The 25,389-nt window shown below is 43.4% G+C and carries 26 protein-coding genes and 1 pseudogene; 9 read left to right on the forward strand and 18 right to left on the reverse strand.

From position 1 onward, the window contains the following. Window positions 1-314: 314 nt before the first annotated feature. The 5 genes and pseudogenes from NST18_RS14990 to NST18_RS15010 form a co-directional block, all read right to left on the reverse strand. Entirely contained in the window at window positions 315-917 is a 603-nt protein-coding gene (locus NST18_RS14990) for an IucA/IucC family C-terminal-domain containing protein (RefSeq protein WP_088223767.1), read from the reverse strand. Next, window positions 917-1,729, reverse strand: a complete 813-nt coding sequence (locus NST18_RS14995) for an ABC transporter ATP-binding protein (RefSeq protein WP_049625289.1) — start codon at window positions 1,727-1,729, stop codon at window positions 917-919. The genes NST18_RS14990 and NST18_RS14995 overlap by 1 nt, the downstream gene beginning before the upstream one ends. Window positions 1,730-1,747: 18 nt before the next feature. Beyond that, the gene (locus tag NST18_RS15000; protein WP_049625288.1) at window positions 1,748-2,800 is read right to left on the reverse strand and encodes a FecCD family ABC transporter permease; all 1,053 of its coding nucleotides are present in this window, start codon (window positions 2,798-2,800) and stop codon (window positions 1,748-1,750) included. Next, window positions 2,797-3,798 carry a FecCD family ABC transporter permease gene (locus NST18_RS15005; protein ID WP_128356879.1) on the reverse strand — a complete coding sequence of 334 codons (1,002 nt, stop codon included), beginning with the start codon at window positions 3,796-3,798 and terminating at the stop codon, window positions 2,797-2,799. The genes NST18_RS15000 and NST18_RS15005 overlap by 4 nt, the downstream gene beginning before the upstream one ends. A gap of 106 nt (window positions 3,799-3,904) precedes the next feature. Next, window positions 3,905-5,039: pseudogene (locus NST18_RS15010) on the reverse strand (IS4-like element IS5377 family transposase). Window positions 5,040-5,237: 198 nt separating this feature from the next. Here NST18_RS15010 and NST18_RS15015 point away from each other — a divergent pair. Together NST18_RS15015 and NST18_RS15020 are read left to right on the forward strand one after the other, a co-directional pair. Continuing rightward, window positions 5,238-6,209: an ABC transporter substrate-binding protein gene (locus NST18_RS15015; RefSeq protein ID WP_049625478.1), complete on the forward strand. Its 972-nt coding sequence runs from the start codon at window positions 5,238-5,240 to the stop codon at window positions 6,207-6,209. A 218-nt stretch (window positions 6,210-6,427) separates the two neighbouring features. Continuing rightward, the gene (locus NST18_RS15020; RefSeq protein WP_340721672.1) at window positions 6,428-7,702 is read left to right on the forward strand and encodes an IS110 family transposase; all 1,275 of its coding nucleotides are present in this window, start codon (window positions 6,428-6,430) and stop codon (window positions 7,700-7,702) included. Window positions 7,703-8,161: 459 nt separating this feature from the next. Here the strand turns inward: NST18_RS15020 and NST18_RS15025 are convergent, their stop codons facing one another. The 3 genes from NST18_RS15025 to NST18_RS15035 form a co-directional block, all read right to left on the reverse strand. Further along, entirely contained in the window at window positions 8,162-9,670 is a 1,509-nt protein-coding gene (locus NST18_RS15025) for a hypothetical protein (RefSeq protein ID WP_340721674.1), read from the reverse strand. A 42-nt stretch (window positions 9,671-9,712) separates the two neighbouring features. Beyond that, on the reverse strand, window positions 9,713-9,916 hold the full coding sequence (locus NST18_RS15030) for a helix-turn-helix domain-containing protein (protein ID WP_035067938.1): 204 nt from the start codon (window positions 9,914-9,916) through the stop codon (window positions 9,713-9,715). Window positions 9,917-10,006: 90 nt separating this feature from the next. Further along, entirely contained in the window at window positions 10,007-10,201 is a 195-nt protein-coding gene (locus tag NST18_RS15035) for a hypothetical protein (protein WP_340721676.1), read from the reverse strand. Between the two features lie 47 nt (window positions 10,202-10,248). Here NST18_RS15035 and NST18_RS15040 point away from each other — a divergent pair, with 47 nt between their 5' ends. Next, complete coding sequence (locus NST18_RS15040; RefSeq protein WP_340721678.1) at window positions 10,249-11,505, forward strand: hypothetical protein; 1,257 nt, start codon at window positions 10,249-10,251, stop codon at window positions 11,503-11,505. 369 nt (window positions 11,506-11,874) lie between these two features. Here the strand turns inward: NST18_RS15040 and NST18_RS15045 are convergent, their stop codons facing one another. From NST18_RS15045 to NST18_RS15060, 4 genes are all read right to left on the reverse strand, one after another. Continuing rightward, window positions 11,875-12,126 carry a ribbon-helix-helix protein, CopG family gene (locus NST18_RS15045; RefSeq protein WP_240672287.1) on the reverse strand — a complete coding sequence of 84 codons (252 nt, stop codon included), beginning with the start codon at window positions 12,124-12,126 and terminating at the stop codon, window positions 11,875-11,877. 529 nt (window positions 12,127-12,655) lie between these two features. Further along, window positions 12,656-13,963 (reverse strand): AsnC family protein, encoded by a 1,308-nt coding sequence (locus NST18_RS15050; protein WP_088223757.1) that lies wholly within the window; start codon window positions 13,961-13,963, stop codon window positions 12,656-12,658. 363 nt (window positions 13,964-14,326) lie between these two features. Next, window positions 14,327-14,623, reverse strand: a complete 297-nt coding sequence (locus tag NST18_RS15055; protein ID WP_013877720.1) for a S24 family peptidase — start codon at window positions 14,621-14,623, stop codon at window positions 14,327-14,329. Between the two features lie 6 nt (window positions 14,624-14,629). Continuing rightward, window positions 14,630-15,025: a DUF6809 family protein gene (locus NST18_RS15060; protein WP_088223758.1), complete on the reverse strand. Its 396-nt coding sequence runs from the start codon at window positions 15,023-15,025 to the stop codon at window positions 14,630-14,632. Between the two features lie 161 nt (window positions 15,026-15,186). Here NST18_RS15060 and NST18_RS15065 point away from each other — a divergent pair, with 161 nt between their 5' ends. The 3 genes from NST18_RS15065 (at window position 15,187) to NST18_RS15075 (ending at window position 16,512) form a co-directional block, all read left to right on the forward strand. After that, complete coding sequence (locus NST18_RS15065) at window positions 15,187-15,399, forward strand: helix-turn-helix domain-containing protein (protein WP_088223759.1); 213 nt, start codon at window positions 15,187-15,189, stop codon at window positions 15,397-15,399. Window positions 15,400-15,539: 140 nt separating this feature from the next. After that, window positions 15,540-16,163, forward strand: coding sequence for a type II toxin-antitoxin system PemK/MazF family toxin (locus NST18_RS15070; RefSeq protein ID WP_340721680.1), 624 nt, complete (start codon window positions 15,540-15,542; stop codon window positions 16,161-16,163). Window positions 16,164-16,365: 202 nt separating this feature from the next. Then, the gene (locus NST18_RS15075) at window positions 16,366-16,512 is read left to right on the forward strand and encodes a hypothetical protein (RefSeq protein ID WP_340721681.1); all 147 of its coding nucleotides are present in this window, start codon (window positions 16,366-16,368) and stop codon (window positions 16,510-16,512) included. Between the two features lies 1 nt (window position 16,513). On the opposite strand, the gene NST18_RS15080 is transcribed toward NST18_RS15075, so the two are convergent. From NST18_RS15080 to NST18_RS15090, 3 genes are read right to left on the reverse strand one after another with little or no spacing between them, the layout of a single operon-like run. Then, on the reverse strand, window positions 16,514-16,711 hold the full coding sequence (locus tag NST18_RS15080) for a hypothetical protein (RefSeq protein ID WP_232467237.1): 198 nt from the start codon (window positions 16,709-16,711) through the stop codon (window positions 16,514-16,516). Window positions 16,712-16,722: 11 nt separating this feature from the next. Further along, window positions 16,723-17,157: a nucleotide excision repair endonuclease gene (locus tag NST18_RS15085; protein WP_088223761.1), complete on the reverse strand. Its 435-nt coding sequence runs from the start codon at window positions 17,155-17,157 to the stop codon at window positions 16,723-16,725. Beyond that, window positions 17,154-17,981, reverse strand: coding sequence for a recombinase family protein (locus tag NST18_RS15090; RefSeq protein WP_340721682.1), 828 nt, complete (start codon window positions 17,979-17,981; stop codon window positions 17,154-17,156). Before NST18_RS15090 ends, NST18_RS15085 begins: the two co-directional genes overlap by 4 nt. A gap of 237 nt (window positions 17,982-18,218) precedes the next feature. On the opposite strand from NST18_RS15090, the gene NST18_RS15095 reads away from it, so the two are divergent. Beyond that, window positions 18,219-18,797 (forward strand): MerR family transcriptional regulator, encoded by a 579-nt coding sequence (locus NST18_RS15095; RefSeq protein ID WP_340721684.1) that lies wholly within the window; start codon window positions 18,219-18,221, stop codon window positions 18,795-18,797. Between the two features lie 3,442 nt (window positions 18,798-22,239). Here the strand turns inward: NST18_RS15095 and NST18_RS15100 are convergent. Continuing rightward, window positions 22,240-22,413 (reverse strand): hypothetical protein, encoded by a 174-nt coding sequence (locus NST18_RS15100; RefSeq protein ID WP_340721685.1) that lies wholly within the window; start codon window positions 22,411-22,413, stop codon window positions 22,240-22,242. Between the two features lie 137 nt (window positions 22,414-22,550). On the opposite strand from NST18_RS15100, the gene NST18_RS15220 reads away from it, so the two are divergent. Together NST18_RS15220 and NST18_RS15110 are read left to right on the forward strand one after the other, a co-directional pair. Further along, window positions 22,551-22,688 (forward strand): winged helix-turn-helix domain-containing protein, encoded by a 138-nt coding sequence (locus NST18_RS15220; RefSeq protein ID WP_445290573.1) that lies wholly within the window; start codon window positions 22,551-22,553, stop codon window positions 22,686-22,688. A 26-nt stretch (window positions 22,689-22,714) separates the two neighbouring features. Then, a complete protein-coding gene (locus NST18_RS15110; RefSeq protein WP_340721686.1) occupies window positions 22,715-23,218 on the forward strand; it encodes an IS630 family transposase in 504 nt (167 codons plus the stop codon). Between the two features lie 247 nt (window positions 23,219-23,465). On the opposite strand, the gene NST18_RS15115 is transcribed toward NST18_RS15110, so the two are convergent. Then, a complete protein-coding gene (locus NST18_RS15115; RefSeq protein ID WP_088223766.1) occupies window positions 23,466-24,005 on the reverse strand; it encodes a GNAT family N-acetyltransferase in 540 nt (179 codons plus the stop codon). Window positions 24,006-24,088: 83 nt separating this feature from the next. Further along, on the reverse strand, window positions 24,089-25,270 hold the full coding sequence (locus NST18_RS15120) for an IS701 family transposase (protein ID WP_088223590.1): 1,182 nt from the start codon (window positions 25,268-25,270) through the stop codon (window positions 24,089-24,091). Between the last annotated feature and the right edge of the window lie 119 nt (window positions 25,271-25,389).

Here is a 25,389-nt window from a genome sequence, read left to right on the forward strand (position 1 = left end):
TTTATTATTTAAAATTAATTTTTTAAAAGTATCTATTTTCATTATTGTAATATTTATCTAAAATTAAAAAATAATATGTATATAGTAGTTTATAAAATTATAGAGGAGCATTCCTGTTAGAAAGGTTTTCGGGGACTTGAAAGAAAAAAGCCCTCTTGGTATGATGCAGGGGTACCAACAATCACCTATCATCAGACCAAGGAGGACTATACAGTGAATTGTACACGAAATCTCAAAATTGAACAAGTCACCGAACAAACATGAGTCAGTCAAGACTTTGTGGAGAACATTTTTTCGGTTCACTACGGGTGTTGTCAATCACTAGTTATAGAACCATTTGCGTCATAAACAAGGAAATAAAAATCATCGCGCAGCCGGTCGGCGACCGGAGCAAGCGACTCATCCTCAAGCCAACGTTCATATACCCAGTACACATAAATCGAGACATTTTCCCATAAGATGAGCGGCGATACACGCGTCAGGCGCCGCAACCGGACGATGAGCGGAGCGAACAAGCCGGCGAACACGTCGCGAACGGCCTGCTCGCGCCAACCGCTGCGCTCAATGCCACACATCTCCGCTTCCGGCGGCGCAAGGCGAAAGCGCGGCATCCACATTTCCCCTTCGCCGTCCGTATCAAGCCAAATTCGCTCAGGATCGAGCACAAGCCGCTTGTTCCACACCGACATGGCGTATAAGGCCATCGGCGCCAAAAAGCTTAGGCGCTTGACGAGCATCGAAACGGCAACCGCGTCATTTGCCGCCCCCATCTCGGCGCGGACGTGCGCCACATACTTCGCGAGCTGCCCGTCATCATTCAGCAGCCGGGCCAACAACATCGATGACGAGACATCAGCAGCTTCGCTTGAAAAACGGTACGTTTCCAACGTTTTCATTTCGTCTTCACGCAATCTCATCACGATACGCCTTCTTTCTGTAAAATTCTCCGTCCTTTCCCATACGGAATGCAAAGCGGGGTGCCAAAGATCGGATCGTACGTGATTTGGCAATCCATTTGGAACACATCTTTCACGAGCTGGCGGGAAATAACATCCTCCGGCTTTCCTTCGGCATACACCGTTTTATCGCGAATGGCGACGAGATGATGGGCGTAACGGCACGCTAAATTCAAATCGTGAAGCACCATGACGATCGTCCGCTGTTCTGTTGCATTGAGTTCGAACAATAAATCCAAAATATCAATTTGATGCGCCAAATCTAAGTAAGTGGTCGGCTCGTCAAGCAAGATGATGTCTGTTTCTTGCGCTAATGTCATGGCAATCCATGCGCGCTGGCGCTGGCCGCCGGACAGCGAATCAACCGGCCGCTCGGCAAGCTCTGTCAGTCCTGTTGCTGACAAAGCGCGCGCAACGGCGCGCTCATCTTCGTCGCTCCATTGCTTGAGCCACGTTTGATATGGGTAACGCCCTTGCTTGACGAGCTGAAGGACCGTCAATCCTTCCGGAGCCACAGGCGACTGCGGCAAAATGGCCAAACGGCGGGCGATTTCCTTGGTCGGCTGCTTGGCAATCTCTTTTCCATCAAGCAAGACAGCGCCGCCTGCCGGCTTCAACAGACGAGCCAAGGCGCGCAGCAACGTCGACTTGCCGCAGCCGTTCGCGCCGATGAACACCGTGATTTTCCCTTTTGGAATCGTCAAGTTCAACCGATCGATAATGAGCGCATCCCCGTACGACAATGTCAATTCTTTCGCCTGCAGCGCGTGCATGTTTGCCCCCTCCTTCATTTATGGTTTCCGGGTTCGGTACAACAAATAAATAAAATATGGCGCACCAAGTGCGGCCGTAAATACGCCGGCCGGGATTTCCGTCGGCGCCAAAAGCATCCGCCCGGCGAGATCCGCCCCCATGACGAGCACGCCGCCTAACAGCGCTGCCGTCGGAAGCAGCGCACCAAACGCCGAACCAACAAGCCGGCGTGCCATATGCGGCGCCATCAGCCCGACAAAGCCGATGCCACCGGCGAAAGCGACCGCGCCGCCGGTGAGCGCGGTGCTAAGCAAAACAAGTCCTAGCCGTTGCCGTTCGACCGCGCCGCCAAGCCCAATCGCCAGCTCATCGCCCAGCTCCTGCACATTGACATGCCGCGCGGCCAATATCGCCACAAGGAGCAGTCCGATGACCCATGGCGCCATGAGCGAAACGTGCTGCCAAGAAGCTCCATACACACTGCCCGTAATCCACACGTTTGCCTGGCTCGCCCGATAGATGGGTCCTGTGATCATCAACAGTGTCGTCAACGCCTGCATGAGCGCAGAAACGCCGATGCCGACAAGCACGAGCCGAAGCGGGGCGAGGCCGTTTTTCCACGCCAGCATATATACGAGCCAAGCAGCGGTCGCTGCGCCGAGAAAGGCGGCAAGCGGCAGCCAGTGGATGCTGACGGTCAAAGAGTTGTTTTCATCGCTAAATAGCGCCAAAAAGCCAACGACCGCGGCCGCCGCTCCGCCGGTGATGCCGAGCACATCCGGCGAAGCGAGCGGATTGCGCACCATTCCTTGCAAAATGGCACCCGCGGCAGCCAGCGCCATTCCGGCCAACCAAGCGACAAGCACACGCGGCAGGCGGAACGTCACAATCACCGTCTGATGAATTTCCTCTCCGTATCCGAACAGCGCGGCAGCGGCCTCAAGCGGGGACATGCGCATTTCGCCGCTGCCAATGCTGATCAGGAAAAGTAAGACGGCCGCTGCTATGAGCGCGGCGAGCACCGCAACAGCTTTTTTGTCATAGAAAAACGAGATGTGTTTTCCCATTCGGACCGTGATGTATTTTTTCATTTTGCGGCGATCCCCCTGCGGGCAATGTAGATGAAAAATGGAACGCCGAGCAAGGCGGTGACGATGCCGACCGGCACTTCGCGCGGCATCAGAACGTAGCGCGCCCCAATATCGGCCATAAGAAGCAAAATCCCGCCAAGCAAGGCGCAGTATGGAAGCAGCCAGCGGTGGTCGACGCCGGCCAGCGCCCGCGCCATATGCGGCACCATGATGCCGATAAAGCCGATCGGACCGGCAACAGCGACCGAACCGCCGGCGAGCAGGACAACTAAGAGAGCGGCGGCCGCTTTAATGAAGGTTGTCCGCTGCCCGAGCCCTTTCGCTACATCGTCTCCCATCATTAAGATGTTGACATGTCGCGCCAGCAACATGGCCCCAAGCCAAGCGGCAGCCAAATACGGAAAGACGGCTGCCAACAGCTCGAGCTTCCGGCCGGCGACCGACCCGGCCAGCCAAAAGAGCACTTCTTCAAGCGCTTTTTCATTCATCGCCAGCATCCCTTGCGTCAGCGAGGCAAATAAAGCCGCGACCGCCGTGCCGGCGAGCGTCATTTTGAGCGGGGTCAGCCCGTCCTTCCCCGCGGCGCTGATCACAAACACGATCAACGCCGCCATCGCCGCCCCCATAAATGCGACCCAAGACAACATTTGCAATGAAGAAATGGAAAAAAAGGTGACCGTCACAACAATCAAAAAACCGGCCCCGGCGTTAATGCCGAAAATGCCTGGCGAAGCGAGCGGGTTTCGCGTCAGCGCTTGCATGAGCGCTCCGGCCATCGCTAGGCTTGCGCCAACGGCAGCCGCAATCAACGCTCGCGGCAGCCGAACCGTCGCCGCGACTAAATGGGCATTCGATCCGTTATTGTCGATGAGAGCCGCCACCGCCTGCCGCCAACTCGTATCGGTATATCCGCAAACGATGCTCATCCACATGGCGGCAAGCAGCACAATCAGCAAACCGATAAGGCCAACCATTTTTTTACGGTTTGTCACCAGCATCTCTGAGATCTCCCTTGCTTCATTCTCTATATCTCTATCGTCAAGTATATTTGATAATGACTCTCATCGTCAATGTTTTTTTCGCATTTTCTTACACGAGTGTTGATTATCCAAAATTATACATACGCCTTCCATAAATTTGGGCATACTCAAACAAAGCAGCGGCCATCCCGGATTTCCAATCGAGAGGAAGCTGCCCAGAGAAAAAACGGCGAACAAACGAAATGAAGGAAAGAGAGACGTTCGTCCGTTTTTTTGGTTTGATCATACAGCCATCGCAGCAACACATACGCAATGAACGCCCCAAACAGCTGATTGTATACCGCATTTTCCGTCGTGCCAAACAAGGTTGGGACATTCAGATATTGCTTTACCCAGCGGAAAAAGACTTCAACGGTCCAACGTTGTTGGTACATGTCGGCAATGGTTTCCGCAGACGCATGGAAGAGATTCGTCACGACCCGAATGTCGCGGCCATTTGCATCTCGAAAGATCACTACCCGGTGACGCTTGGTCGATCGGCATTGTTTCGTCCCCAACTGGCACGTGAAGTCGGCTTGAACCGATGAAGATGTGCTGGAAAGGCGTTTCAAGCTTTTTTTCTGATGAAGTTCGATGTTGTCCTTCATTCGAATGACAAAGAGCTGATGCTGCTCCACAAATCGATCGAGGCGTTCGATTTTGAAATACGCCCGGTCTTCCACCAGCACTTGTTGAGCGTTCGTCAACTGTTCTCCCACTGGGCCATCGTGACGCAGTCCGGTCGTTTCCACCACGTCTGCCGGCAGCGAGGATTCCGGCGAATACGCGACGTGCAGCTTCACTCCGGCGCGTTCGCCGTGATACGGAGCCCATGGGAGGCGGTTTTTCCCGACCGTGACGGTCGTCGAATCCACCACCCGAAGCGGTTTGGGAAACCGAAGCGAACGGCGGGTTTGGCGGTTGCACTTGGAAATGATCAACGCCAACAAGCGTTTCATGATGTCATAGGGAACTTCTTTCGCTTTCTTGGATACTGTGGAATAATGGAATCGCGGCAATCCATACAGAGGCCCCACATCGGCTCCGTGGCGAAAGCTTTTCCATTGATGCATGGCGGCCAGCAGGAAGAAGTGAATCAACTCGCGCAACGTAAAGGTTCGAGACGAATCACGATACCCAACCGCTTCGGCAATCAGTTGAATCTCTTCATCCGAAACAAGTTTTTGCATCAAATTCGGGAGTGTGGTATGCTTGTTCATAGAGAGCACCTCCTGGGTTTGTTTGTGTCGTTACTCACATTCTACAGGAAAGGTGCTCTTTTTTCTATACCCTTTGGATTTTATTGGATAATCAACACGCCTGATTTTCTTATGATATAGTTGACAACGATTCTCAATTTTATTTATTATAATCAACGTAAATGAAATTCATTATCAAACTTCAAGGGGGATTGGCTAGTGAAATCACGACATCTCACCCTTTTTTCCGCCTTCATTCTTTCTCTCCTGCTTCTCGCGGGCTGCGGCGGAAAACAGGAAGAAACAGCCAAACCAGCGGAAAACAATGGGGCGAAAGCGGAAGTGAGCTACACGGTCGAACACGCCATGGGCTCGACCGAAATCAAAGGAACACCCAAACGGGTCGTCATTTTGACGAACGAAGGAACAGAAGCGTTGCTGGCGCTAGGCATAAAGCCGGTCGGCGCCGTCAAATCGTGGACGGGCGATCCGTGGTACGACCATATTAAAGATAAAATGGAAGGCGTCAAAGAGCTCGGTTTGGAGTCAGAGCCGAACGTGGAAGCGATCGCCGCCTTGAAACCGGATTTGATCATCGGCAACAAAATGCGCCATGAAAAAATTTACGAACAACTGAAACAAATCGCCCCGACCGTGTTCTCAGAAACGCTGCGCGGCAAATGGAAAGACAACTTTATGCTGTATGCGAAAGCTGTGAACCAAGAGGAAAAAGGGAAACAAATCATTGCTGAATATGACAAGCGCATTGAAGACTTAAAAGCGAAACTCGGCGACAAGTTAAACATGAAAGTCTCGATCGTCCGCTTTGAGGCCGGCGACGTGCGCATTTACCATAAAGACTCGTTCTCCGGCGTCATTTTGGATCAACTTGGCTTCGCCCGCCCGGAATCGCAAAACGTAAACGACTTTGCGGAAACCGGCGTGACGAAAGAACGCATTCCAGCAATGGATGGCGACATCCTGTTCTACTTTACATATGAGACGGGGGACGGCAAAGCGAGCGAACTTGAAAAAGAATGGATCAACGACCCGCTATTTCAAAACTTAAACGTCGCGAAACAAGGCAAGGTGTACAAAGTGAGCAACACGATTTGGAACACGGCTGGCGGAGTACTTGCGGCCCACTTGATGTTGGATGATATTGAAAAATATTTTCTGCAAGGCCAGTAATGCAGTGAAAGGCGATGCAAAGCCTCTTCTTCCTTTGCATCGTCTTCTTTTTTCTTATGAAAACGCACTGCCTTGATCAGCCATTTTTATGCTGGAATGGTGAGCGCAACGCGCCTAGCTACGTGTGAGTAAAATATTTGTGGGTGACATTCCGAAATGATTCCCCGACGAGCGTCGCGAACAAAAGTTCGCAATCCTCGTCGGGGAATCATTTCGGAATGTCACCCACAAATATTTTACTCACACAACAAACATTAGTCATCGGCATGGATATCGCGAAACACAAACATTATGCAGCGATGGTGGATGAGCGTGGTAGGGAACTGAAAAAGCCGTTTCCCGTTCTTCAATCTCGAATCGGATTCGAACAATTTTACGCATCCATCGAAGAAGCGAAAAAAGTGTTTGGCAAGACAGAAGTCATCGTTGGCATCGAGCCGACCGGGCATTACTGGTTGAACCTCGCCTATTTCCTCGAGGAAAAAGGGATCCCATTGGTGATGGTCAATCCGATGCACGTGAAACGATCAAAAGAACTCGATGACAACTTGCCAACGAAACATGATGCAAAAGACGCCCGAATCATTGCCAAACTAGTCAAAGATGGACGTTTCAGCTACCCACGTATTCTCCACGAAGTGGAAGCAGAATTGCGGGCAGGAAGTACGTTTCGGGAATCCTTGATCACGGAACGCAATGCTGTTCATAATCAAATGATTCGATGGACAGATCGTTACTTTCCTGAGTTTACGCAAGTATTTCCATCATTCGGAAAAATCGCTTTGGCTGTATTAGAAAAAACACCATTTCCGAATGAAATCGTTGATCAGACGGTCGAGGAGTTGATCGAGCGATATCGACAAAGTGAAGGGCTCAAATGTCCGCAAAAACCGAAAATTCAAAAGCTGTTAGAGGTTTCCCGTCAGTCGATTGGCATCACTCAAGGACAACAGATGGCCCGTATCGAAATCGCCACGTTGGTCCGCCGATATCGTCAATTGGAACAGGAAATCGCAGCGCTCACGGAACAGTTAATCGCCCTTGCACAAACGACGGTGGAGTATGAATGGCTTCAAACGATCCCTGGGCTTGGCGATGCGACAATTGTGGAACTATTGTCGGAAATCGGGAGTTTTCATCAGTACCAAGATCCGCGACAACTCATGAAATTAGCGGGCTTAACTTTGAAAGAAAACTCATCTGGGCAGCACAAGGGACAAAAGCGTATCTCGAAAAGAGGACGAAAACGGTTACGCGCCCTCCTCTTTCGGGTGATGATGCCTCTCATTCGTCATAACGAAGCGTTTCGCGCTTTGCATGAATACTATACGACACGTCCCATCAACCCGTTGCGTAAGAAACAATCGATCGTTGTGTTGTGTGGAAAGTTATTGAAAATTCTCTATGCCGTTTGTGTGAAACAACAAGCATTTGATGGGGAACGAATGATACGGGATATCTCCCATACTCATACTCAAGCCCACGCAGCTTAGAGCCATCCCTTTTGGAAATAAATCTTGTTTGAACAACCAGATGACACGGAGAAGCTGGCACGATTTCATCCATTCGACCGAGAGTCCCTAAGGGAGCTTAGCCGGCCTCTGCCTGGTGAAGAGACCGAACGAAGGAATGTTGGCACAAGGATGCCCAGAGACATGGGAGGGTTCGTCCTCATCAGCAATGCAGAGATCCAAGGTGCATCGCATATGTATTTTCCATTGGTTTTAACATACAAAAATAACCAGTGGTCGCGAAGCGTACCTATGGGTTGTTAGATATAAACAAAAATGAAAAAGTATGTGATGAGTTTTGTCGAAAAAAATTTTTTTTGGCACCCCTAAGATGCCAAGGAACCTTGATATATCAACATTTCTAGAGGGAGGCGACACGATCGGTTCGCTCTCTTTTTTTGTGTGTCGTTTGTTTCATAATTCAAAAGAAAAACTAAATAATTACATTTGATTTACGGGTGGTGTCTGCTTAGAGCGGTCATGAGGCAATAATTTTCCTGTTCTCAATTCAATAATGCCGTTCTTGCAATTGAATAGCATTTTATCTTGGTCAAATTGTTCTGGAACAATCGGAACCATTGAACGCGCTAGAGAGATCATGGCTTCAATCTTGCCTCTAGATTCTGACCTTACCGCATGCTCGTTTAACGCCTTACGCCTATCGGTGTCCTCTTCTTCCATCGCTTCTTTATAGATATTCCTAACGGTACGGGCAGCGTAATTTTGAATGTCGTTGATTCGGTCTTGGACCCATTTCTTACCGTCCCAAATGAACCAACTTCCAAAATTATTACAGTACCTTAATATGTCGCCATATAAGGCTACTAAACGCTCTGCGTTCCCTAAATCCGTTCTCATGAATGTTCTTTTCTCAGCCTTTTTGCGCTCCATGTTCATACCGAGAGCAATAGGACTTCTAATCTTTCCGAAATGCTTGCACCCGCTGCAAGCGCCAAATTCCTCATGAATGGCTGCACACGTTCTTGGTTTCATGTTCGTGCGGATTTCTCTAATTTTTCGGTCAGTTTCCGCTGGAGAGTAACCGGGGTGGCCTTTGCTCCAATCGTGACAAATTTGCTCGTAATTTTCGCAATAAGCGCCGATTGTAAGAGCCGCCATCCATTCTGGATAAATGGCACTTTCCTTATTTTCTAAATACCCTCTAATAAACTGACATTCCGAAATGATTTTGTTAGGATCCGCGTCAGGTAATTTCCCACTTTGGTAATCTTGCTGCACATTCTGTTTTTCTTCTGGAGAGAGTTTACTTTCAATTTCCTCAAGAGCCTCATACAAATCTTTTGGGGAATACCTTACGTTTTCGTTGAATACTAGCGTTCTTACTGGTTTAGGCTCTTCTTTACGGTTAAACGTACCGGGAACCCTTAACACCCTTGCCAGATCGGCTGTTTTATCAATATGTAGACCTTTTGCCTGCGCTAAACGAATAAAAGCCGTCTGGAAGCGAGTCAGCATTTTCTCCGCTCTTTGTTGATTAAGGGGATCTAATATCCTTACAGGCTTATCAAAAAGCCAATAACAATGAAGCCCACCGCCACTATGAACAATGATGCTAGGTTCAAGCGGGAACGTGTTTAAAATCGCCTGCGCTTGCTCCGTGTCTGGAAGGTTCTTTTTCGCGTGTTTACCGTCTGTTGTATCAATCTCAAGCCAAACACCCGGTAAAGAATAAACATCTTTATTTGACCCTCTCTGGCGTTCTGAAAGGCGTTCTTTTCGTAAACCAACCCCGAAATATACATTCTGTTGGTCTCTTAATCTCATAGCCTCTAAAACGGCCGCTTCAATTTCATTTACTGCAAACCACCGTGTTCGCTTATCCTCTGAAGTCCATAAAGTCAAATAACCTTGAGTTTCTTGACCGTATAGAGCATTTAGAAAATACCGTGCCAAAAATTCACCCTTTGAACCTTTTTTTTCACTTTCCACGATGTCTCACCTCTTTCCGTATACGATTTGATAAGGGTGAAATTAGGCATTTTGCACCTGCTTTTGCTCTTCTAATTCCCTTTTTAGTTCGTTAATCGCGTCGATAACCAGCCGCTTTTTCTCATCGCTCATTTCTGAACGTAGCCAACGATATAGCGTGTTTTCGTGAATGCCTAATTTTTCGGCAATCGCCCAATTCGGCAGATCACCTTTTGCCTTTTTAATATCCTGATTGCGGTTAAACATATTATCCCTCCTGTTTTCACCCTCTAAAATCTATTGCTTCGAGGATAGAAATCTTAGATTTACGACAAGAAGATATCTATTAAGATGAGTTCATTGAGCGACTTGTTTTTCTGCTTCCAATTCGTCGATTGCCTTAAAAATCAATTCTTTTTTCTTTGGAGGTAACTCCACCCTCAACCAACGACTTAATGTAGTTTCATGGCAACCTAACTTGTTAGCCAGCATCCAATGCTTAATTTCTGCTTCTTTTAGACGCTTACGTACATCAGCGTTTGCTACCAGCACATCAGTTCCCTCCTTGTCTAATTGTTACTAATAATGATAAGATAATAATGACGTCAAAACAAATTAAACTAATGACGTTATATCTTGAAATCACTTTAATTTATAGGGGTGTTTATGATTTGAATAACGTTAAATTTTATGATTCTAATGACGTTAGTTACGATTTAAGAAATAATTTTGTTATGACAAAAGAATTTGAGTTGTTGGGGGATGGATTGGATACGCTATCCGATAATGTAATACTTTCAAAAGGCACCAGCGAAGAAGAGCAACCTTTACCTATTATCAATTTGCTTTCCAAAAGTTTCTTCAGATTGTTAGAGAACGACGAAATGGTGCTACACCCAGAAAAAAATCCAGACATTTTCACTATGAGAGAGGTTTTTTTAAAGGCAGCAAGGGACCTTGAAAGTATAATTAACACACAAAAATATGGGGAACCCACACTAGGAGACGGTTTAGATTTATTACCGACAACAAAGTTACATGATGATTACTCGTCTATGTTTGGATATCAGTTAAATTCGCACAGAAGAAATGACGAGTTTTTTTTAAAAATAGCGGCTATAAAGACGGCAACAATGGAAGGAAAACAAAGTTTTGAAGAGGAACACAACAAACTTTTAGAATTATTTCTTAATCGCGGCGAAGAGAAAGGATATCTAAACTTTACAACCGAACTAATGGTTCTTTTCATGATTTTGGCTAGTTACGGAAACCACAAAAGAGTTATAAATAAGCATTTTGCTTCACTATACGAAAAGCATGAAAAATACTGTGAAAGGACTCTAAATGTCCATAGAAACATTTGGGCATATGTCCAGAAAAAAAGAGCATTGCAACTATCTATAACTCCAAACTATTTTACAGTCGGCTCTACAGAAATTGCTGGAAAATCTATGCCGTTAAGTAAGGTGAAAATTGCTTTTGCTGCATATCCAAAAGATATTCTCCAAATGGCATGGGCCGAGTTAATCTTTGCACAAATACATGAAATGCCTGTCGGATTATGCACCTTTTGCGGAACTGTGTATCGTGTAGGAGGTAAAAAAGGGCGCGGAAATCATCGTCAAAGCACTTGCGGCAATCCAGAATGTCAGAAAAAACTTCGATACCAACGCGATCAAGAAAAAAAGCAACAAGATCCCGAAGAAGTTAGAAGAAAGAACCGAGAGCGACAAAAAAAGTATCAGGACAAACAAAAAGCATTAAGGCTCCACAACGAAGGTGTAGCAATCAATGAGATTGCAAAGACTATTGACCGATCAGTAGAAGAAATCAGAGAATGGCTCCGCTCCCACTAAAGACATGGTTACCCTATCCCCCCCTAGGGAACCGTGTTCTTTTTTTGTTGTTCAATTAGAACAATGCTTTAAATAATCAACTAGAATGTTTTCGAAGTCTATAAGACAGAATTCTTCCCCCCCCAAAAATACAAAAAAAAGAACGACTCCCCAAAATTGGGGAACGTTCATGTAATGCGCCCTTTCATTCTACCCCCTCCCCTTACGTGAGAATTTTTTCAAAAATCTCGACAGTTGACTTCCCACCGCCGGTGCCCGATAGAAAAACACCCTCCCATCCCGAAGGGCGGGGGGATGTCTAAAAGTTGTCATCAACTGACAACGAAGTTACTACTTTGTCCGTTTTTCGGACGAAATTCGTACGAAGGATCACCAAATCTTATATTTAAGCTGGTCAATAAGTTCACGGATCGCCTCTGACTCCGTTAATTTTTTCGTCCGACAATATTTTTGTAGAAGCTCATATAGTTCATCGTCCAGCCGCACTGTAATTCGATGTTCTCTTGTCTTTTCTTCCTTCGGTCTACCCCGTTTTAGCTTCTTCCGCTCATACGTCAAGTCATCATGCACAATCACATCCAGATACCCGAACCGATCATAAATGTTTTTATGTTTCTGCACGAATTCCTCCCACATTTGCGGGATCCGATCAATTAACCTGAGATATTCCCGCTGGAGTTCCCTTTTTCCTTTTCCGTTGATGGCCTCCGCTTATTAAACACAGATAAAATAAGCACTTGGAAATCATGTTGTTCGTAGCACCGACCTTCCCTCATGGAACATCCCCTCTTTCCTAAAACAAAACATTTTTTCGTCTGACATTATTTATTTTGATTATAATACGTAACACCAAACAAAACAATATTTTTTTGTCAGACATAAAATAATTGATGGAGGCTCTAACTTAGAACCCCCCAGTCCAAGTTTGGACTGCCCCCCCTTCTCAAAAATGACTGGATAGAGCATCCGCTCATAGATCACTAAAATACTCAAAAATAAGTAAAAGAAAAACGCCCTAAGCAATACTTAGAGCGTTAGATGACCGCGTGATCCACTAGGACATCGTTATCAAAGATCAAAGAGCAAACAGCACATGTCCATTTATAAGTACGGTTTAAAGAGACAAACCATTTCACGGGAATATATGTTCTTATAGTTCCTTTTTTAATTGCTGAACACGTCTGATTGAAACACCAAGAATAGCGGCTAGTTCTTTATTTGTTGCCTTTGGGTTCTTCTCCAGCAACTCTTGTAATTTAAATAATTTGTCATCCGTCTTATCATGCTGCTGTTTAATATATTCGTCGCGTTGCAACATACCTTTTTCACGACGTTTTTTGCGTTTACGCTCTGTGTCACGTTTTTGTTTCTCATTATCATCGATAAGAGTGGTCATCTGTTGCATTTCTTCCGGCGTAATCTCCAATTCCTCGATGATCGTCTCGTTTTTCATCGGCCGCTTAATTCCGTCCCTTGTGCTGTACCACATTCTAAAATCCCGCTTCTGGAACTCGTCAAAGAACTCCATGGCATCGTCGTAGGCATTGCCAGCGGTCCGTTTGACTTCACTTGCTTTCTGTGGTTCTTGGAAACGATCATTGAGCTGCAGAGCAAAATCAATCGTGGCTTGCTTGTTTTTCAGGATTAACGCCACTGTATAAGCGTATATGTAGGTTAGAACATTTCGTTTTTCTATATCTCCATTTCGAAGGGTAACGAGTAATTCTAAATCGTTTTTACGCGCCGTATTTAGGCTGTACAGCGTTTTTAATCCACTTTTAGGGGTAAGTATACTAACCGTTCCTTTTCGGCGCTTTACAGGCTTTCTACGGCGTTCTAGCGGCGTGCAATAACTATATAATTCTTCTAAACTGTACTCTAATGTTCTCCATATCTCCACGGTAACTTGTTTTCCATTTCGGCCATTAATGCTGTAAGGCAAGCGGAACACACGAGTCACATCAGTAGCGGCTGTGTCCGCTCCTAAATGTTTTAATTCGGCAATATATTGAGTGGTAATGTATTGCGTGAGAAAAGCCATTGCCGGCGCCGCTCCGCCGCTAATGGAATAGATCAACTGCAAGCCGCGTCCAGAGAAAATGACCAAATTTGGATTTGGGATTTTCCCTTTGATAATCAGCTGCTTGATCTCTTCTAAAGCCTTCGGAACGGAGACATTCACTTTGTAGCAGTCAAGATCAACGCCTATATTTCGAATTTGTTTTAATGTTTTTGTTGTACGCGAACCGTACTCGAAAGCGTTTAGGCTTAAATACACATCTGTTTTTCGTTTTTTCGCCTCTTTGAGAAGTGCATCTAAATCGTTAAGCCCATAGAAGCGGTGTTTTTTGTTAGCTAATTGTAGCGTACAAACAAAGCCTGTTTTCTTCGATTCTGATAAATAACAATCATGCCATTCTTCAATGTATGTTTCTTGGACTTGCAACAAAAAAGCCACGTCGAAAACTCCTTTCAACGTGACTGCATCTCCGTTTTTAGCAACATCCCCCAAAAAATGTATGGAAAAACAGGACACATCATTGTTGAAATGTGCCTTCACTTAGTTTATTATTTTTGATAGGTTGATTTCGTTTGGGGTGGTTGCTTCTCAGTGTTGCCAGCACTGAGAGGGATGCAGCCACTTTTTTATTTTTTCCGTTCTCTCTATCTGTCTGTTATTCTATCAAACTTTGACACAAATCTACAACTTAGGGTTGAAAACGAAAAGAAGGGGAACGCCACTTTGCGTAATCCCCTTTCTGTATGTTATAATGGATTAGCCTGTTTTTTTAAGAAGCCATCGTGTAGCCGCACGGTGGCTTTATTCATTTTCAAGCGGTTTGATCTCTGGATTGAATGATACAAGAATGACTTTGCCGATGACTTCGACCTGTCTTTCTGGAATGATTCGAGTTGTGCCATTGTCATACGCCATCACAATCCGATTTTCGCGCCGAGTGAAGCGGCAAACATGAATCTTTCCATCCACCGCTAACACCGCAACATCTTTCCCGTTTGGCAGCGGCTTAACACTCGTATCCACTATTGCCGTATCACCGGCTAATATCGTCGGAGCCATTTGATCATCAGTTACGTGTAAAACAAATAGATTCCCCATTTCCCATCATTCCTCCATATAATCCGCATAACCAGAGTAAGAGAGTAATTTCAAATAGCGATAACCTTGGATGAATCCCTCAATGAAGTAATTTTCCGCTTCAGCATATACAAGATCATGAAACTCATCGTTAAAGTCTTCAAGAAGTTGCTTTTCTTCTTCGTTTAGCACATTTTTCAATGCTTTATACTTTTTCTCAATGATCGAACGCTTCTCCTTTGTGTACTTGGAAGTCACAATATTACTACCTTCACGCGCTAAAACCTCAATAGCAACACCTTTAAGCACTTCCACCATACCGGCATCGTAACAAGCCGCTCCAAATTCAAGAGCATAATCAAGACTTACTCGATGCGATTTTGCGATTTCTGCAATCTTGTAGGCTGTGACCATGGTACTCATAATAAAGCCTCCTTTTTTCTTTTACTTATCGAAGATTTTTTTGTCTTTTTGTAGATTGTTGTAACGTATTATCATTTTTTGTCAATATATTTCTTTGGTATCTAAAAGATTTATCTGTATAATTAGAGATGACTAAGCGATAAAGAAGGGAAGGTGTAAAAATGATCAGCTATAAACCATTGCTAAAGTTGTTAATTGATCGCGGTATAAAGAAACAGGATCTACAGAAAGCAGCCAATATATCATGGTCTACAATGGCCAAGTTCAACAAAGATGAATATGTTTCTTTAGAGGTCATAGATCGAATCTGTGCTGTCCTTGACTGTCAACCTGGCGATCTTATTGAATATATACCTGATGAAAAAGAATCATAAAAACCATCCTCCGTACCCCATGTAAAGGATGGTTTTTATTTTGTGTCTGACAAGAATGTTTTTTTAATTTCAAATAACCACGAAATATGTAGTTATATGGTAAATTAAAATCAAAAAATAGGTCTAGGGGGATGAATTTAGTGTCAGAGAAAGAAAAACAATCCGACAAAGAAAGGCTATCCGACAAAATTGATACAGTATTTGCAGCATTAAAGCCGGAACTTATGTATTTCCACGATAAAGATCCGGAATATGCGGAGAAAATGGTGGATTGGTTTCTAGAAGTGGCGATTAAAAACCATATTATCCATCGGTATAAAAACGATCCAAGCAAAAAAGACAAGGAAATGGTACGAAGAAGACGTGCTAGGGTATATTACATCGATTTTGGCGTAAATGTCGGTTCTGAATTCAATTATCCTCATTTTTGCGTTGTAGTAAAAGAGTTTAAATATCACGCGCTCGTAGTTCCACTCTCCAGTCTGGATGAAGATGATACACAAAGCTGGAAACTCGATGAAGAAAATATGTGCGTTGAGATAGGAGAAATTAAGGACCTCCCATTCGAAAAGCCGAAAACTTACGCTTTAGTTGGTAAAATGAGAGAGGTTAGCAAACAACGTTTAAGCGATTATAGGCATCCAGAAACAAAAGAATTCGTTAAGTTAAAACTCACTGACGATCAAATGGACAAAATTGACGAAGCAATCATCAAGTTATGTACAAAGAATAAAAAAGAAGAGACGAAGGATAAAACAAATTAGCAGGATCAGAAGGATTGATTATAAGTACAATTAAAACGCACTTAAAGCTACTTAAAGCTACTCAAAGCTACTCAAAGTTACTCAAAGTTACTTAAAATTACTTAAAACGATTAAAACGTATTGCTTTTTCAGTAATATTTTATTACAATATGGACATAAGAATAAATGAAGGCTCTAACGCCGACTTGAATTTTAAAGGCCTTTGCGCCGACTTGAATTTAATAATATTGCCCTTAGCGGCCTAAAAGGAAAAGCCGTCCCGTTTGTGGACGGCTTTTTACGTTTTATTCGTTTTCCCTTCCAACTTGTCCGCGATCGCGAACAGTTCTTGCTTGATCTGCTTATTTAACTCAATCGGGACATGTACTGTCGTTTTTTTTGTCAATGATGAACGAGAAAGGCTCATTTTCGTCAATAAGTCGTGCTATCGAACTTAGTCCAGCAGCTTTGAAGCGGCCTTCTAACATAAATCCGGCAATACTGCGCATATAAAAAGCGTCGCCCACAAAATTCCCGACAACGATTTTGAATGGGTCGTTTACAGACATTCTTTTTCCTCCTATAAACTGAAATCGTCTGGAATATTTATATCAATCACATTTTTTTCGAATCTTAATGGATTTTCTTCCTCAATCTTTTTTCTTCGTTTTAAACGCCTGTTTTTCATTATTTCCGACTCATATAGATATACTTTTTTGGTATTAAACGAAGGTTTTAATACATTAATCATGTACGTTTCGTAAATATCACGTTCCATTGGACAAGAAACAAAAATACATGAAATAGACTGGATTAATCTTGAAAATTTACGAGACGAAAAGTCTTGGCCACTAACATGAACCTTTACCCTATCCCGCAAATTCTCAGCCTTCCCTATGTAGAGGAGATTCTTGTCTTCCCCATACAAAAGGTATATTCCGCTTTTTCTAGGTATTAATTCGATATTGTTTACCCGAACCGCAATATCCTCTTTTGGAACATCAATTTTAATCATTTATTATCCCCTTCTTTTAAACAAGATTGTGCTTTATTCCACATTTGACGACTTATAATCCGAGGAAATACTCCTTTTTGCTTTATTCCATTTTTCTCCTTTTCTCCGTTATAAGTATTGAATCCTGTATAAGTTTCTGTATTTATGACATTTTTTACGGTTTGAGGAGTCCAATTCTTACCAGTTTTCGTTGGAATTCCTTCTTTATTAAGCATTTTTGCAATTTTGTAGTAACTCGAACCGTCAATAAATTCCTGAAAAATTCGTTTCACAACTAAAGCCTGACTATCAACAACTTGAATTTCTCCTTTTATTACCTCATAGCCATAAGGGACTTGTCCCCCCGCATACTTATTCTTCTTTGCTGTAGCCAAGCGGCCTCCCTTAGTACGTTCGTTTATAATAGAACGTTCAAATTCCGCAAAACCACCTATCATTTGAAGAAAAAGCATCCCCTGAGGTGTCGAGGTATCAAAACGCTCTGAAACAGAAATAAAAGCAATTCCGTTCGGTTCCAGTACATCTTCAATTAAAATAAGCAAATTTTTTAAACTCCGATGAATACGATCTGCTTTAACCACGATTATTGCTGACACTTCGTTGTCAGGTTTTTTAATGTATTCCAACATTTCTTTGTATCCATCACGATCATCAGTTGAACCTGTAAAACCTTCATCTACAAAAATACGTTCTAACTTCCATCCCTGGCTTTTTGCGTAAGCCTCAATACGTTCTTTTTGTTCCGTTATAGATGTATTTTCTATTTGGGAATCTGAACTAATACGAGCGTAACCGACGACCTTTTTTATTTCGACTCTAACCATTATCCTCCCCCCTTTATTTCCGTTTTTTTCTTGTTAAAAGAGTACCATATATTAAAAGTAATTGTAAATACTTTTAATAAAATTCCATCAAAATCATTTATTTTTATATATTTTATTTAAAATTTTATTCCGAAAAATGATGGTTGTGATGATGAGAAAAAAGAAGGAAAATCAAAATAGATATCAAATTTCATAAAAGAACGTCTTGAAGAACGATTTGAAAAGGTGGCCGGCACAATGAACGAATTTGAAAAAGCATATACAACAAAGGAAGTAAGTTTGACTCTTGATATAGGAACCAGCACGCTTAGAAAATGGTGTCTCGCTCTCGAGGAGAACGGGTATCAGTTTTTGAGAACGGATAATCAAAAGCGTTTGTTTGTGGAGCGGGATCTAGTTGCTCTGAGATACTTCCAGAAGTTAGTTCAAGGTGAGAATTTTTCATTGGAGAACGCCGCAAAGGTTGTTACATCAAAGTATAAAGGTGAAGCGTCCGAAACGGGAACGCCTAGCGTTCTCTCTCAAAACGAAATGGAAAAGCGTGATTTTAAGCGTTCTGATGAGATTCTTCAGGAATTGCTGGAGAGGTTCGAAAAGCAAGAGCAATTTAATCAGGAATTATTGAGGTTTAACCAAGAATTGCTGCAGCGTTTAGAGGAACAACAAAAATACATAGAAGAACGCATGAACAAAAGGGATGAACTTCTCATGCAGTCCTTGAAAGAATCCATGGAGACACGCAAGATGATCGCGGCAGCAAAAGAGGAAGAGGAAAAGAAGAAAAAAGGTTTTTGGTCCCGTCTGTTTGGTAAATAAGTCTATTCATCAATTTGATGAATAGTTAGAGTCTGGAATCCGCAAATTGCGGACTCGCATTAAATACCATAACGGCGACATAACGCTATAAGCGACACAATTAAAGGGGTGTCCTCAACTTTGGGGACACCCTACACTTTATCTCACTCACTGCGGTATCTTCCAGCTAATAACGCTGTTACCGCCTAACTTCGATGGTGCCGGCTGTTGAACTTGCCGCCGCTGTGTCCGTTGTTTAGATTGTGTTTCATTAACGCGCTCAAATTTGAGCGCATCTTTTTATATCACAAACAGATCGAAAACAGGACCGAAAAATGTATAATAGTCGGCTTGGAAGGGGCAGTTTTTAGACCATAGAACCCTTGATAATACTAAATTATTGCGGCGCAGACCTATGAATTGGTTCATAGACTTAATTGGGTACACCCTAGCCATACCCAATTAAGTCTATGAATCTGTGACCGGAATTAAGCCTGCTCGTAATGATCTCGCAAAACACGAGGGGGGCGATAAATTATCTCCCCCTTAATATGGGTCTGCTCAAAGTTGAGCACCCTCTCTTCGTTTTGCCAGCTGCATCAACATCAATTTGATTTAGGTTTCATTTCAACGTTACCACTCGACGTTACCATTGAACGTAACATAATCCTGGGGTTAGACGGTATCATGAGATTTTAAGACACCTCAAATTCCACGATGTCGTGGAATTTTATTTTGCGTCTGACGAAAATACCTTTAATCAATGCGCCGTCGGCGACGCGTTTAAATCCTTAAAAAGTCGGGGCAACGTCGACCAAAAACATCATCATCGATTTTAAGGCGCCTAGCGGGCTCGTATAGACGTTTTAATCTATATATATACAAAAACCATTAGGTAGTAGATAAAAACGCAAAATAAGGCGAAATGGAGCGTTAAAAAAGGATGTCGGGAATAGCGACACCCTTTGCAACTTGTTTTTACCTTCGGAAATTCCGCCGATAAGTTCATATGATGCGCTGAGGCAACATTCACAGAAAATCGACGCGACGTCGCGCTTTTTTATGCGTCCGAAAATTCCAGAATTGAAGAATAAAGCATGATGGGGTAAACAAAATTTACCCCGCCACGATTCGTTACTCACTTTTCCTTGATTTTGGTGAAAACATAATCGTTTTTAGTATCCTTTATCAAAAACGACCGCTAAAATTGGCGTATAACGCGTTTTAAACAGCATGGTATGGTTTATATCCCTTTGCAGGAAAACGTCTATATGAGGCTGTTAGAGGCCTTAAAATCGATGTCCTCATTTATGAGGGAATTTCCTGCCAAGGGTGTGATTTCAACGCACACCCTTTTGGACAGAAATGTCCAAAAGCAAGCGGCTTCCTCAATGTAGAGGACACCCCAACTTGGGACGCCCTTTCGACGATCTTCATTTCCGCGACGTCGTGGAATTTACGACGCCTCCGCCGTCCACGGATGCCCTCGCCGACCGTTACCCCACCGCTCATATTTGAGCAATCCCTTGTACTCCGAAAAAATATTAGCATTTGTTAGCATGTTGTTTCCGCACAGTTTTCGCACTGTTTCTTTGTATGATCTTTATATGATTTTTGTACAACCATTGTCCCGCGCGGCTTCTGACACTGTTTCTGTTTGTTGTACTCCGAAAAAGTACTGCAAACGAAAAGGAACGCGTTACCTTTCACGTTACCTTTCGTACATTAGGTTTTATTAGGGTATTCATCATTTTGGTGAACAGCTTATCAATTTGATAAGCGGCTGGATAACGCAAATTTGCGTTATCCCCTAGGCTTTTAAATGACACCTCGTCAGGCGCTCATATTTGGCTTGTATAGCGTTTTTTTTGTTTTCCAAGACAAAACACCATTAGGAAGGCATTTAAAACGCCGTAGAGGGCAAATATGAAAGCCGCTTTTTCACCAAAAAAGTATGATGGCAAATGAAGGCTTGAACTACTCAGCTATGAATTCGAGTTGTTTTGTAAAAGGTTTGTAGTACTTTTTGTGTTTTGTTTTGTAAAACTCAAGTTTTCTCCAGTTTTGAAGCCAGGTTTTGTCAGGTTGCAACTCATGCACACCTTTCCTGCAATTTGAAACATTGTACCCGCTCAAAAAATCAGATTCGAACCCTTTTCCTGAAAAAAATGAACCGCATCAAAAACAGAAAAAAAGAAGTCGGGAAAAAACGACTCCCTTTGTTTGGATTTTGGTTGCATCAGCGGAGAAAAATGGTTATTTCAGGTAAAAAGTGAACAAAGTGAAGAAATGAAGTAAAGTGAACGTTTTTTGACTAACTTTTCTATATTTCTCTCTATAGGACTTTTCTATATTTCTTTCACTTTTATTCATTTATTCACTTTTTTCACTAAAAAAAGAGGTAAAAAGGAAATATTTATAATATAGAATGTAATTTTTTTACTTATATGTTTTATAAAGACGTTGGACGAGTGAATAAACTCATTCACTTAGTGAATTTTCTGATGTGCGGTCAGTGAATGAACTGGAGCGGGAAGAGAAAAAGAAATCTGATTAGTTTTTTTGCTATAGTGCGCCAAAAACTTAACATAACTTAACATTTTTAAACAAGTGCTCAACAAAATCGTGTATTGAAGGCCAAAAAAAGCGTTTTTTTCTCCCTTTTGTAGCCCAAATCGATAACTAAAAAGGGGATTTATTTCTGTTTTTTGGCACCAAAATTCCGAAGTTCCGAAGTAAATTTTTTTGATTTTATGGAAGGAAATTTCGGGGCTCGCAAGCCCCGCATAGTGTAATCCCCCTCAGAAGGACAAAGTTTGAGCCGCCTCAATATAAAAATCTGTAGTAAAATGTAGTATTTTCACTCCTCAACTTTGAAGAGACCCCTTCTACAAAATAAAACGAATTTTGTACGAAGAAGATTGGCCCGCCGGTCTACAGCGAAAAAGCACGAAGAATTGGAATCCCCCCTCCCCTTTTCGAAATTTTATTTAGGGAATTTTGTGCGCGCTGACTTGAGCGCGCGGTCTGCAGAACAAAAACTGTAGAAATTTAACCTCCCCCTACCTCTGTATGGCTCAATGTGTTCTGCGTTCGCTGCTGTCTTATCGCATATGAGGGTGGGGGGTCACGCGTGAAGCCTGTGTGTTATACAAAGGTGCCCCACTCGGTCCCTAACCGAACGCCTCAAGGTCTGGAACAGGGGGCACGGCATTTCCTTTTATCCCCCTTCACGCGAAAAAGGGAATTCTGTACACGCTGAAGGGCAGCGCCGGTCCTGGCGAACCAGCCAAAACTTTCGCCCCGTCCTTGGGATCATACTTTGATCACACCCCTTTTCGAAAAGCATCCGCTCTATTGGAAAGAGTTGCCCCCGACCGGTCCCCACTCTCCTGTCATCGTTTCGTTGGGTACGGGGGATTAAGCGAAATAAAAAAAGACCGCACATCCTTGTGCAGTCTTGTTATTGTTCCTTGAGGTATCCAACTGTTATAGCCTTGCTGCCATTGCTCGATAATAAGTGATACATGAGCGCTTTATCATTATCTATCTTCTCAATGGTTACAGGTATATCAAGGCTTTCAAGGTGGGCTCGATCATCTACTCGATCGTCGGTTGCCGCCTGGTCGTGTGCCATTTCTTACGGAAGAACAACAACAAGAAATTAGACAACTTGTGTTAACCACCACACCTGTGGATGCTGGCTGAGGCATCGCTTCATCGTGGAACACGCGCATTTTACAATCTTACATTCAACATACCTATGGCGTTTCGATGTCACGTGAAGGCATTCGTAAGTTGTTGCATCGTCTTCGTTTGTCATGGACACGTCCGACTTACAAGCTAGTCAAAGGAGACGCTAAGCGTCAAGCTGCTTTTCAAAGAGAACTTGAATTTATAAAAAAAAACTAATTACCGAGAATGCCATGCTGTTTTATGTGGATGAGACACATGTTCGTGCTTATCAAGCGCTACGTACGACATGGGCAGAAGTAGGAAATCAAAAACAAGTGCCGAGCTACGGTCACCACGCCCACGTTTCTATTTTTGGCGCCGTCGATGTTCAACAAGGCGATGTGGTATTTCATCGCGCATCATCCGCCAATGCCGAAACGTTCCTCGACTTTTTGCGCCGATTGAAAGAGAAATATGCCGATCGATTCCTCGTGCTTGTGTTAGACAATGCGCGTATTCATCATGCCAAGATGGTGCAAGCCTTTCTTGATGGCGAGGAAGGCGATGCTTTTCATTTCATCTTTTTGCCACCGTATTCTCCACAGTTAAATCCGATTGAACGGCTGTGGAAGTGGTTGAAAGATGAAGTGATTGCCAACGTTTTTCACAAGAATCAAAATGACATTGCCCAATCCATTACTCGCTTTGAACAGTACGTCTTACAACACCCGGATGAGGTGTTGCGCCGCATCGGGTGTACTGCGTGAACCAGAGGTTAAAATTTTAAATTGGATGTATATCCATTCCTCCTAGGGCATTTTCGATACCGAAAATGCCCTATTGGTGCTGGATTCTGAAAATCTCGCTGATATTGGGCTGAGTGGATACTTTTAAACAGAGTAAAGTCGATTTTCCAAATCAATATCATAAGAAGCATTTGATCGAATGCGTTCTTGTCCGACAAATCCATATTGGAAATCATCATTTTAAAGTGTATGCATATACATCATGGGTTTAAATTATATATTTTTTAAAATCTTCTTTTTTTATCACATTTAAAATACACGATGTGTTTTCTTTAGCTTCTAAAAAACGAACTACTTCTGGATATTGTTCATTCACTTTTGTAGATACATATGGGATCTTTTCTTGAAATTTTTGGGATCTAATATTCTCTTTTCGAGCACCGGCAAATACTAGATTTAAATTAAGTTCATTAAACGCTAGCGTTAACATTTGATTGAGAGCGTCTTGGATATAACCCTTTCCCCAATATTCCTTTCCTATCCAAAAACCTATGTGACAATGACTTTGGACATAATTAATGTTCATTAATGTAATAACACCTACAACTTTCTGTTCTTTATTAAGAATAACTCTACTCACTTCATTGCCAATTTCTTCGGCTTTAATTACATAACGGACAAATTCTTTTGTACTTTCAAATGAAGGATTGTCAAAATTAAGATGCTTATGAACTTCAGGATCTTTAGACAATTCGTATAACTCTTTAACATATTCTATTTTATGTGGTACTAATATAACTTTGCCCATCTAAACACCTCTTCTTTATTACTGTAGTTGAGCAATTTTCGTTACAATAATTACCATTTAAAAAGAGACAAACAGGGTACCCCTTATGCCACGTGGAGCTGTTTTTTCACGGTATCAATGGGAATATTTTGTTTCGCTGCACGGTAAATGAACTCCACGAGGCTATGTCCTTTTCTCTTGCGCAGGAGATCGAGCCCATCCGAAAAATCACTGTTCGACTCGAACATGCTGTACATATACGCAAGTTGCACCAAGATCCAATACCGTTTCACCGCCCGACGCCCGCGAACGCGGTATCCATCGAGTTTCAGCTGGTCTTTCGCTTGACGGAAAAAACATTCGATCGACCAACGTGCAGCATAGTAGCGCAAGATCTCTTCATCGCTTAGCTCGCGATCGGTGCTCAAGACGCAATGAAGATGTTTCGGCGTCATCGGCTGATCGGCTTTCCATGCGAGCAGCACCACGGCATCCTTGAGACCGTTCAGAGCGCCTTCGTAGCGATACACCCGATAACGCTCTTTTCCCACCGTGACGAGGCGGGTATCCCGTGGCTCCATAGATTTGGCAAATTCTTTTGCTTGAATGGCCGTCCCTTTTGGATAGAGAATCCGATTCGTCTTCAGCATCGCGATGACGTGGAACCCTTTTTTCAAGCAGGCTCCCACGAGGGTTTTCGATGGATACCAAGAGTCCATGAGCACATAAACGGGGCGACTCACATCCAACGAAGAAAGCATCTCGATCGCGAGTTCCCCTTTGCTTTTCCCCGCCGTCTTGTCGTAGAGGCGAAAGGCAAAAGGAAACGCTTGAGTCATCGTATGAACCATGAGCCAAACGAGAGAATGTCCCCAAATCGATTTTTTCTCTGCGTGACAATAGTGCCAATCACACCCTTGAATGGCGTGTGTTGCCCGTGACGAGGGCTTCGTTTTTTGGCAAATCGTATCATCGATCGAAACAAAAATGGGTTGATTCTCTCGTTTCGAGCTGCGTTCGACACGATGAAGCACCCACTGCTGGAGTTTGCGAAGCAGCGTCTCTTCCTCCCATGGGCTTTTCGTGAAAAAATGGCTCAGTGTCGTGCGATGGTTCGGATGAAAACTCCCGTGATGTAGATCGGTCAGTGTTCCCGAAAAGCCCTTTGTAATCATCGCATCCACGATATGAACGAGATGCTTCATCACAGGTTTCGAGAAATAAAGGGCCAACCCTAACATCGTGAAAAACTTGTGAATTCCTTGATGATGTGCTAATCTATTCATGAGACATGAACCTCCTTGTGAATGGTTTGTTGGCACATCTATTCTAACCAAGGAATCGGGTTCATGTCTTCTTTTTTGTTTGGTTGTAAATTTATGTTAGTAAATTTGCTCATCTACAG

The organism is Anoxybacillus sp. FSL W8-0104 (genome assembly GCF_038004465.1).
Taxonomy (GTDB): Bacteria; Bacillota; Bacilli; order Bacillales; family Anoxybacillaceae; genus Anoxybacillus; species Anoxybacillus flavithermus_G.

Coding starts and splice junctions, on each gene's coding strand:
- NST18_RS15005 (WP_128356879.1), bottom strand. CDS start 3,798: ATGCTGGTGACAAACCGTAAAAAAATGGTTGGCCTTATCGGTTTGCTG.
- NST18_RS15095 (WP_340721684.1), top strand. CDS start 18,219: ATGAACGAATTTGAAAAAGCATATACAACAAAGGAAGTAAGTTTGACT.
- NST18_RS15080 (WP_232467237.1), bottom strand. CDS start 16,711: ATGTCTGTAAACGACCCATTCAAAATCGTTGTCGGGAATTTTGTGGGC.
- NST18_RS15040 (WP_340721678.1), top strand. CDS start 10,249: ATGACGTCAAAACAAATTAAACTAATGACGTTATATCTTGAAATCACT.
- NST18_RS15090 (WP_340721682.1), bottom strand. CDS start 17,981: ATGGTTAGAGTCGAAATAAAAAAGGTCGTCGGTTACGCTCGTATTAGT.
- NST18_RS15100 (WP_340721685.1), bottom strand. CDS start 22,413: ATGGCACACGACCAGGCGGCAACCGACGATCGAGTAGATGATCGAGCC.
- NST18_RS15220 (WP_445290573.1), top strand. CDS start 22,551: ATGTCACGTGAAGGCATTCGTAAGTTGTTGCATCGTCTTCGTTTGTCA.
- NST18_RS15065 (WP_088223759.1), top strand. CDS start 15,187: ATGATCAGCTATAAACCATTGCTAAAGTTGTTAATTGATCGCGGTATA.
- NST18_RS15120 (WP_088223590.1), bottom strand. CDS start 25,270: ATGAATAGATTAGCACATCATCAAGGAATTCACAAGTTTTTCACGATG.
- NST18_RS15115 (WP_088223766.1), bottom strand. CDS start 24,005: ATGGGCAAAGTTATATTAGTACCACATAAAATAGAATATGTTAAAGAG.
- NST18_RS15000 (WP_049625288.1), bottom strand. CDS start 2,800: ATGAAAAAATACATCACGGTCCGAATGGGAAAACACATCTCGTTTTTC.
- NST18_RS14995 (WP_049625289.1), bottom strand. CDS start 1,729: ATGCACGCGCTGCAGGCGAAAGAATTGACATTGTCGTACGGGGATGCG.
- NST18_RS15020 (WP_340721672.1), top strand. CDS start 6,428: ATGTCACCCACAAATATTTTACTCACACAACAAACATTAGTCATCGGC.
- NST18_RS15060 (WP_088223758.1), bottom strand. CDS start 15,025: ATGAGTACCATGGTCACAGCCTACAAGATTGCAGAAATCGCAAAATCG.
- NST18_RS15030 (WP_035067938.1), bottom strand. CDS start 9,916: ATGTTTAACCGCAATCAGGATATTAAAAAGGCAAAAGGTGATCTGCCG.
- NST18_RS15055 (WP_013877720.1), bottom strand. CDS start 14,623: ATGGGGAATCTATTTGTTTTACACGTAACTGATGATCAAATGGCTCCG.
- NST18_RS15085 (WP_088223761.1), bottom strand. CDS start 17,157: ATGATTAAAATTGATGTTCCAAAAGAGGATATTGCGGTTCGGGTAAAC.
- NST18_RS14990 (WP_088223767.1), bottom strand. CDS start 917: ATGAGATTGCGTGAAGACGAAATGAAAACGTTGGAAACGTACCGTTTT.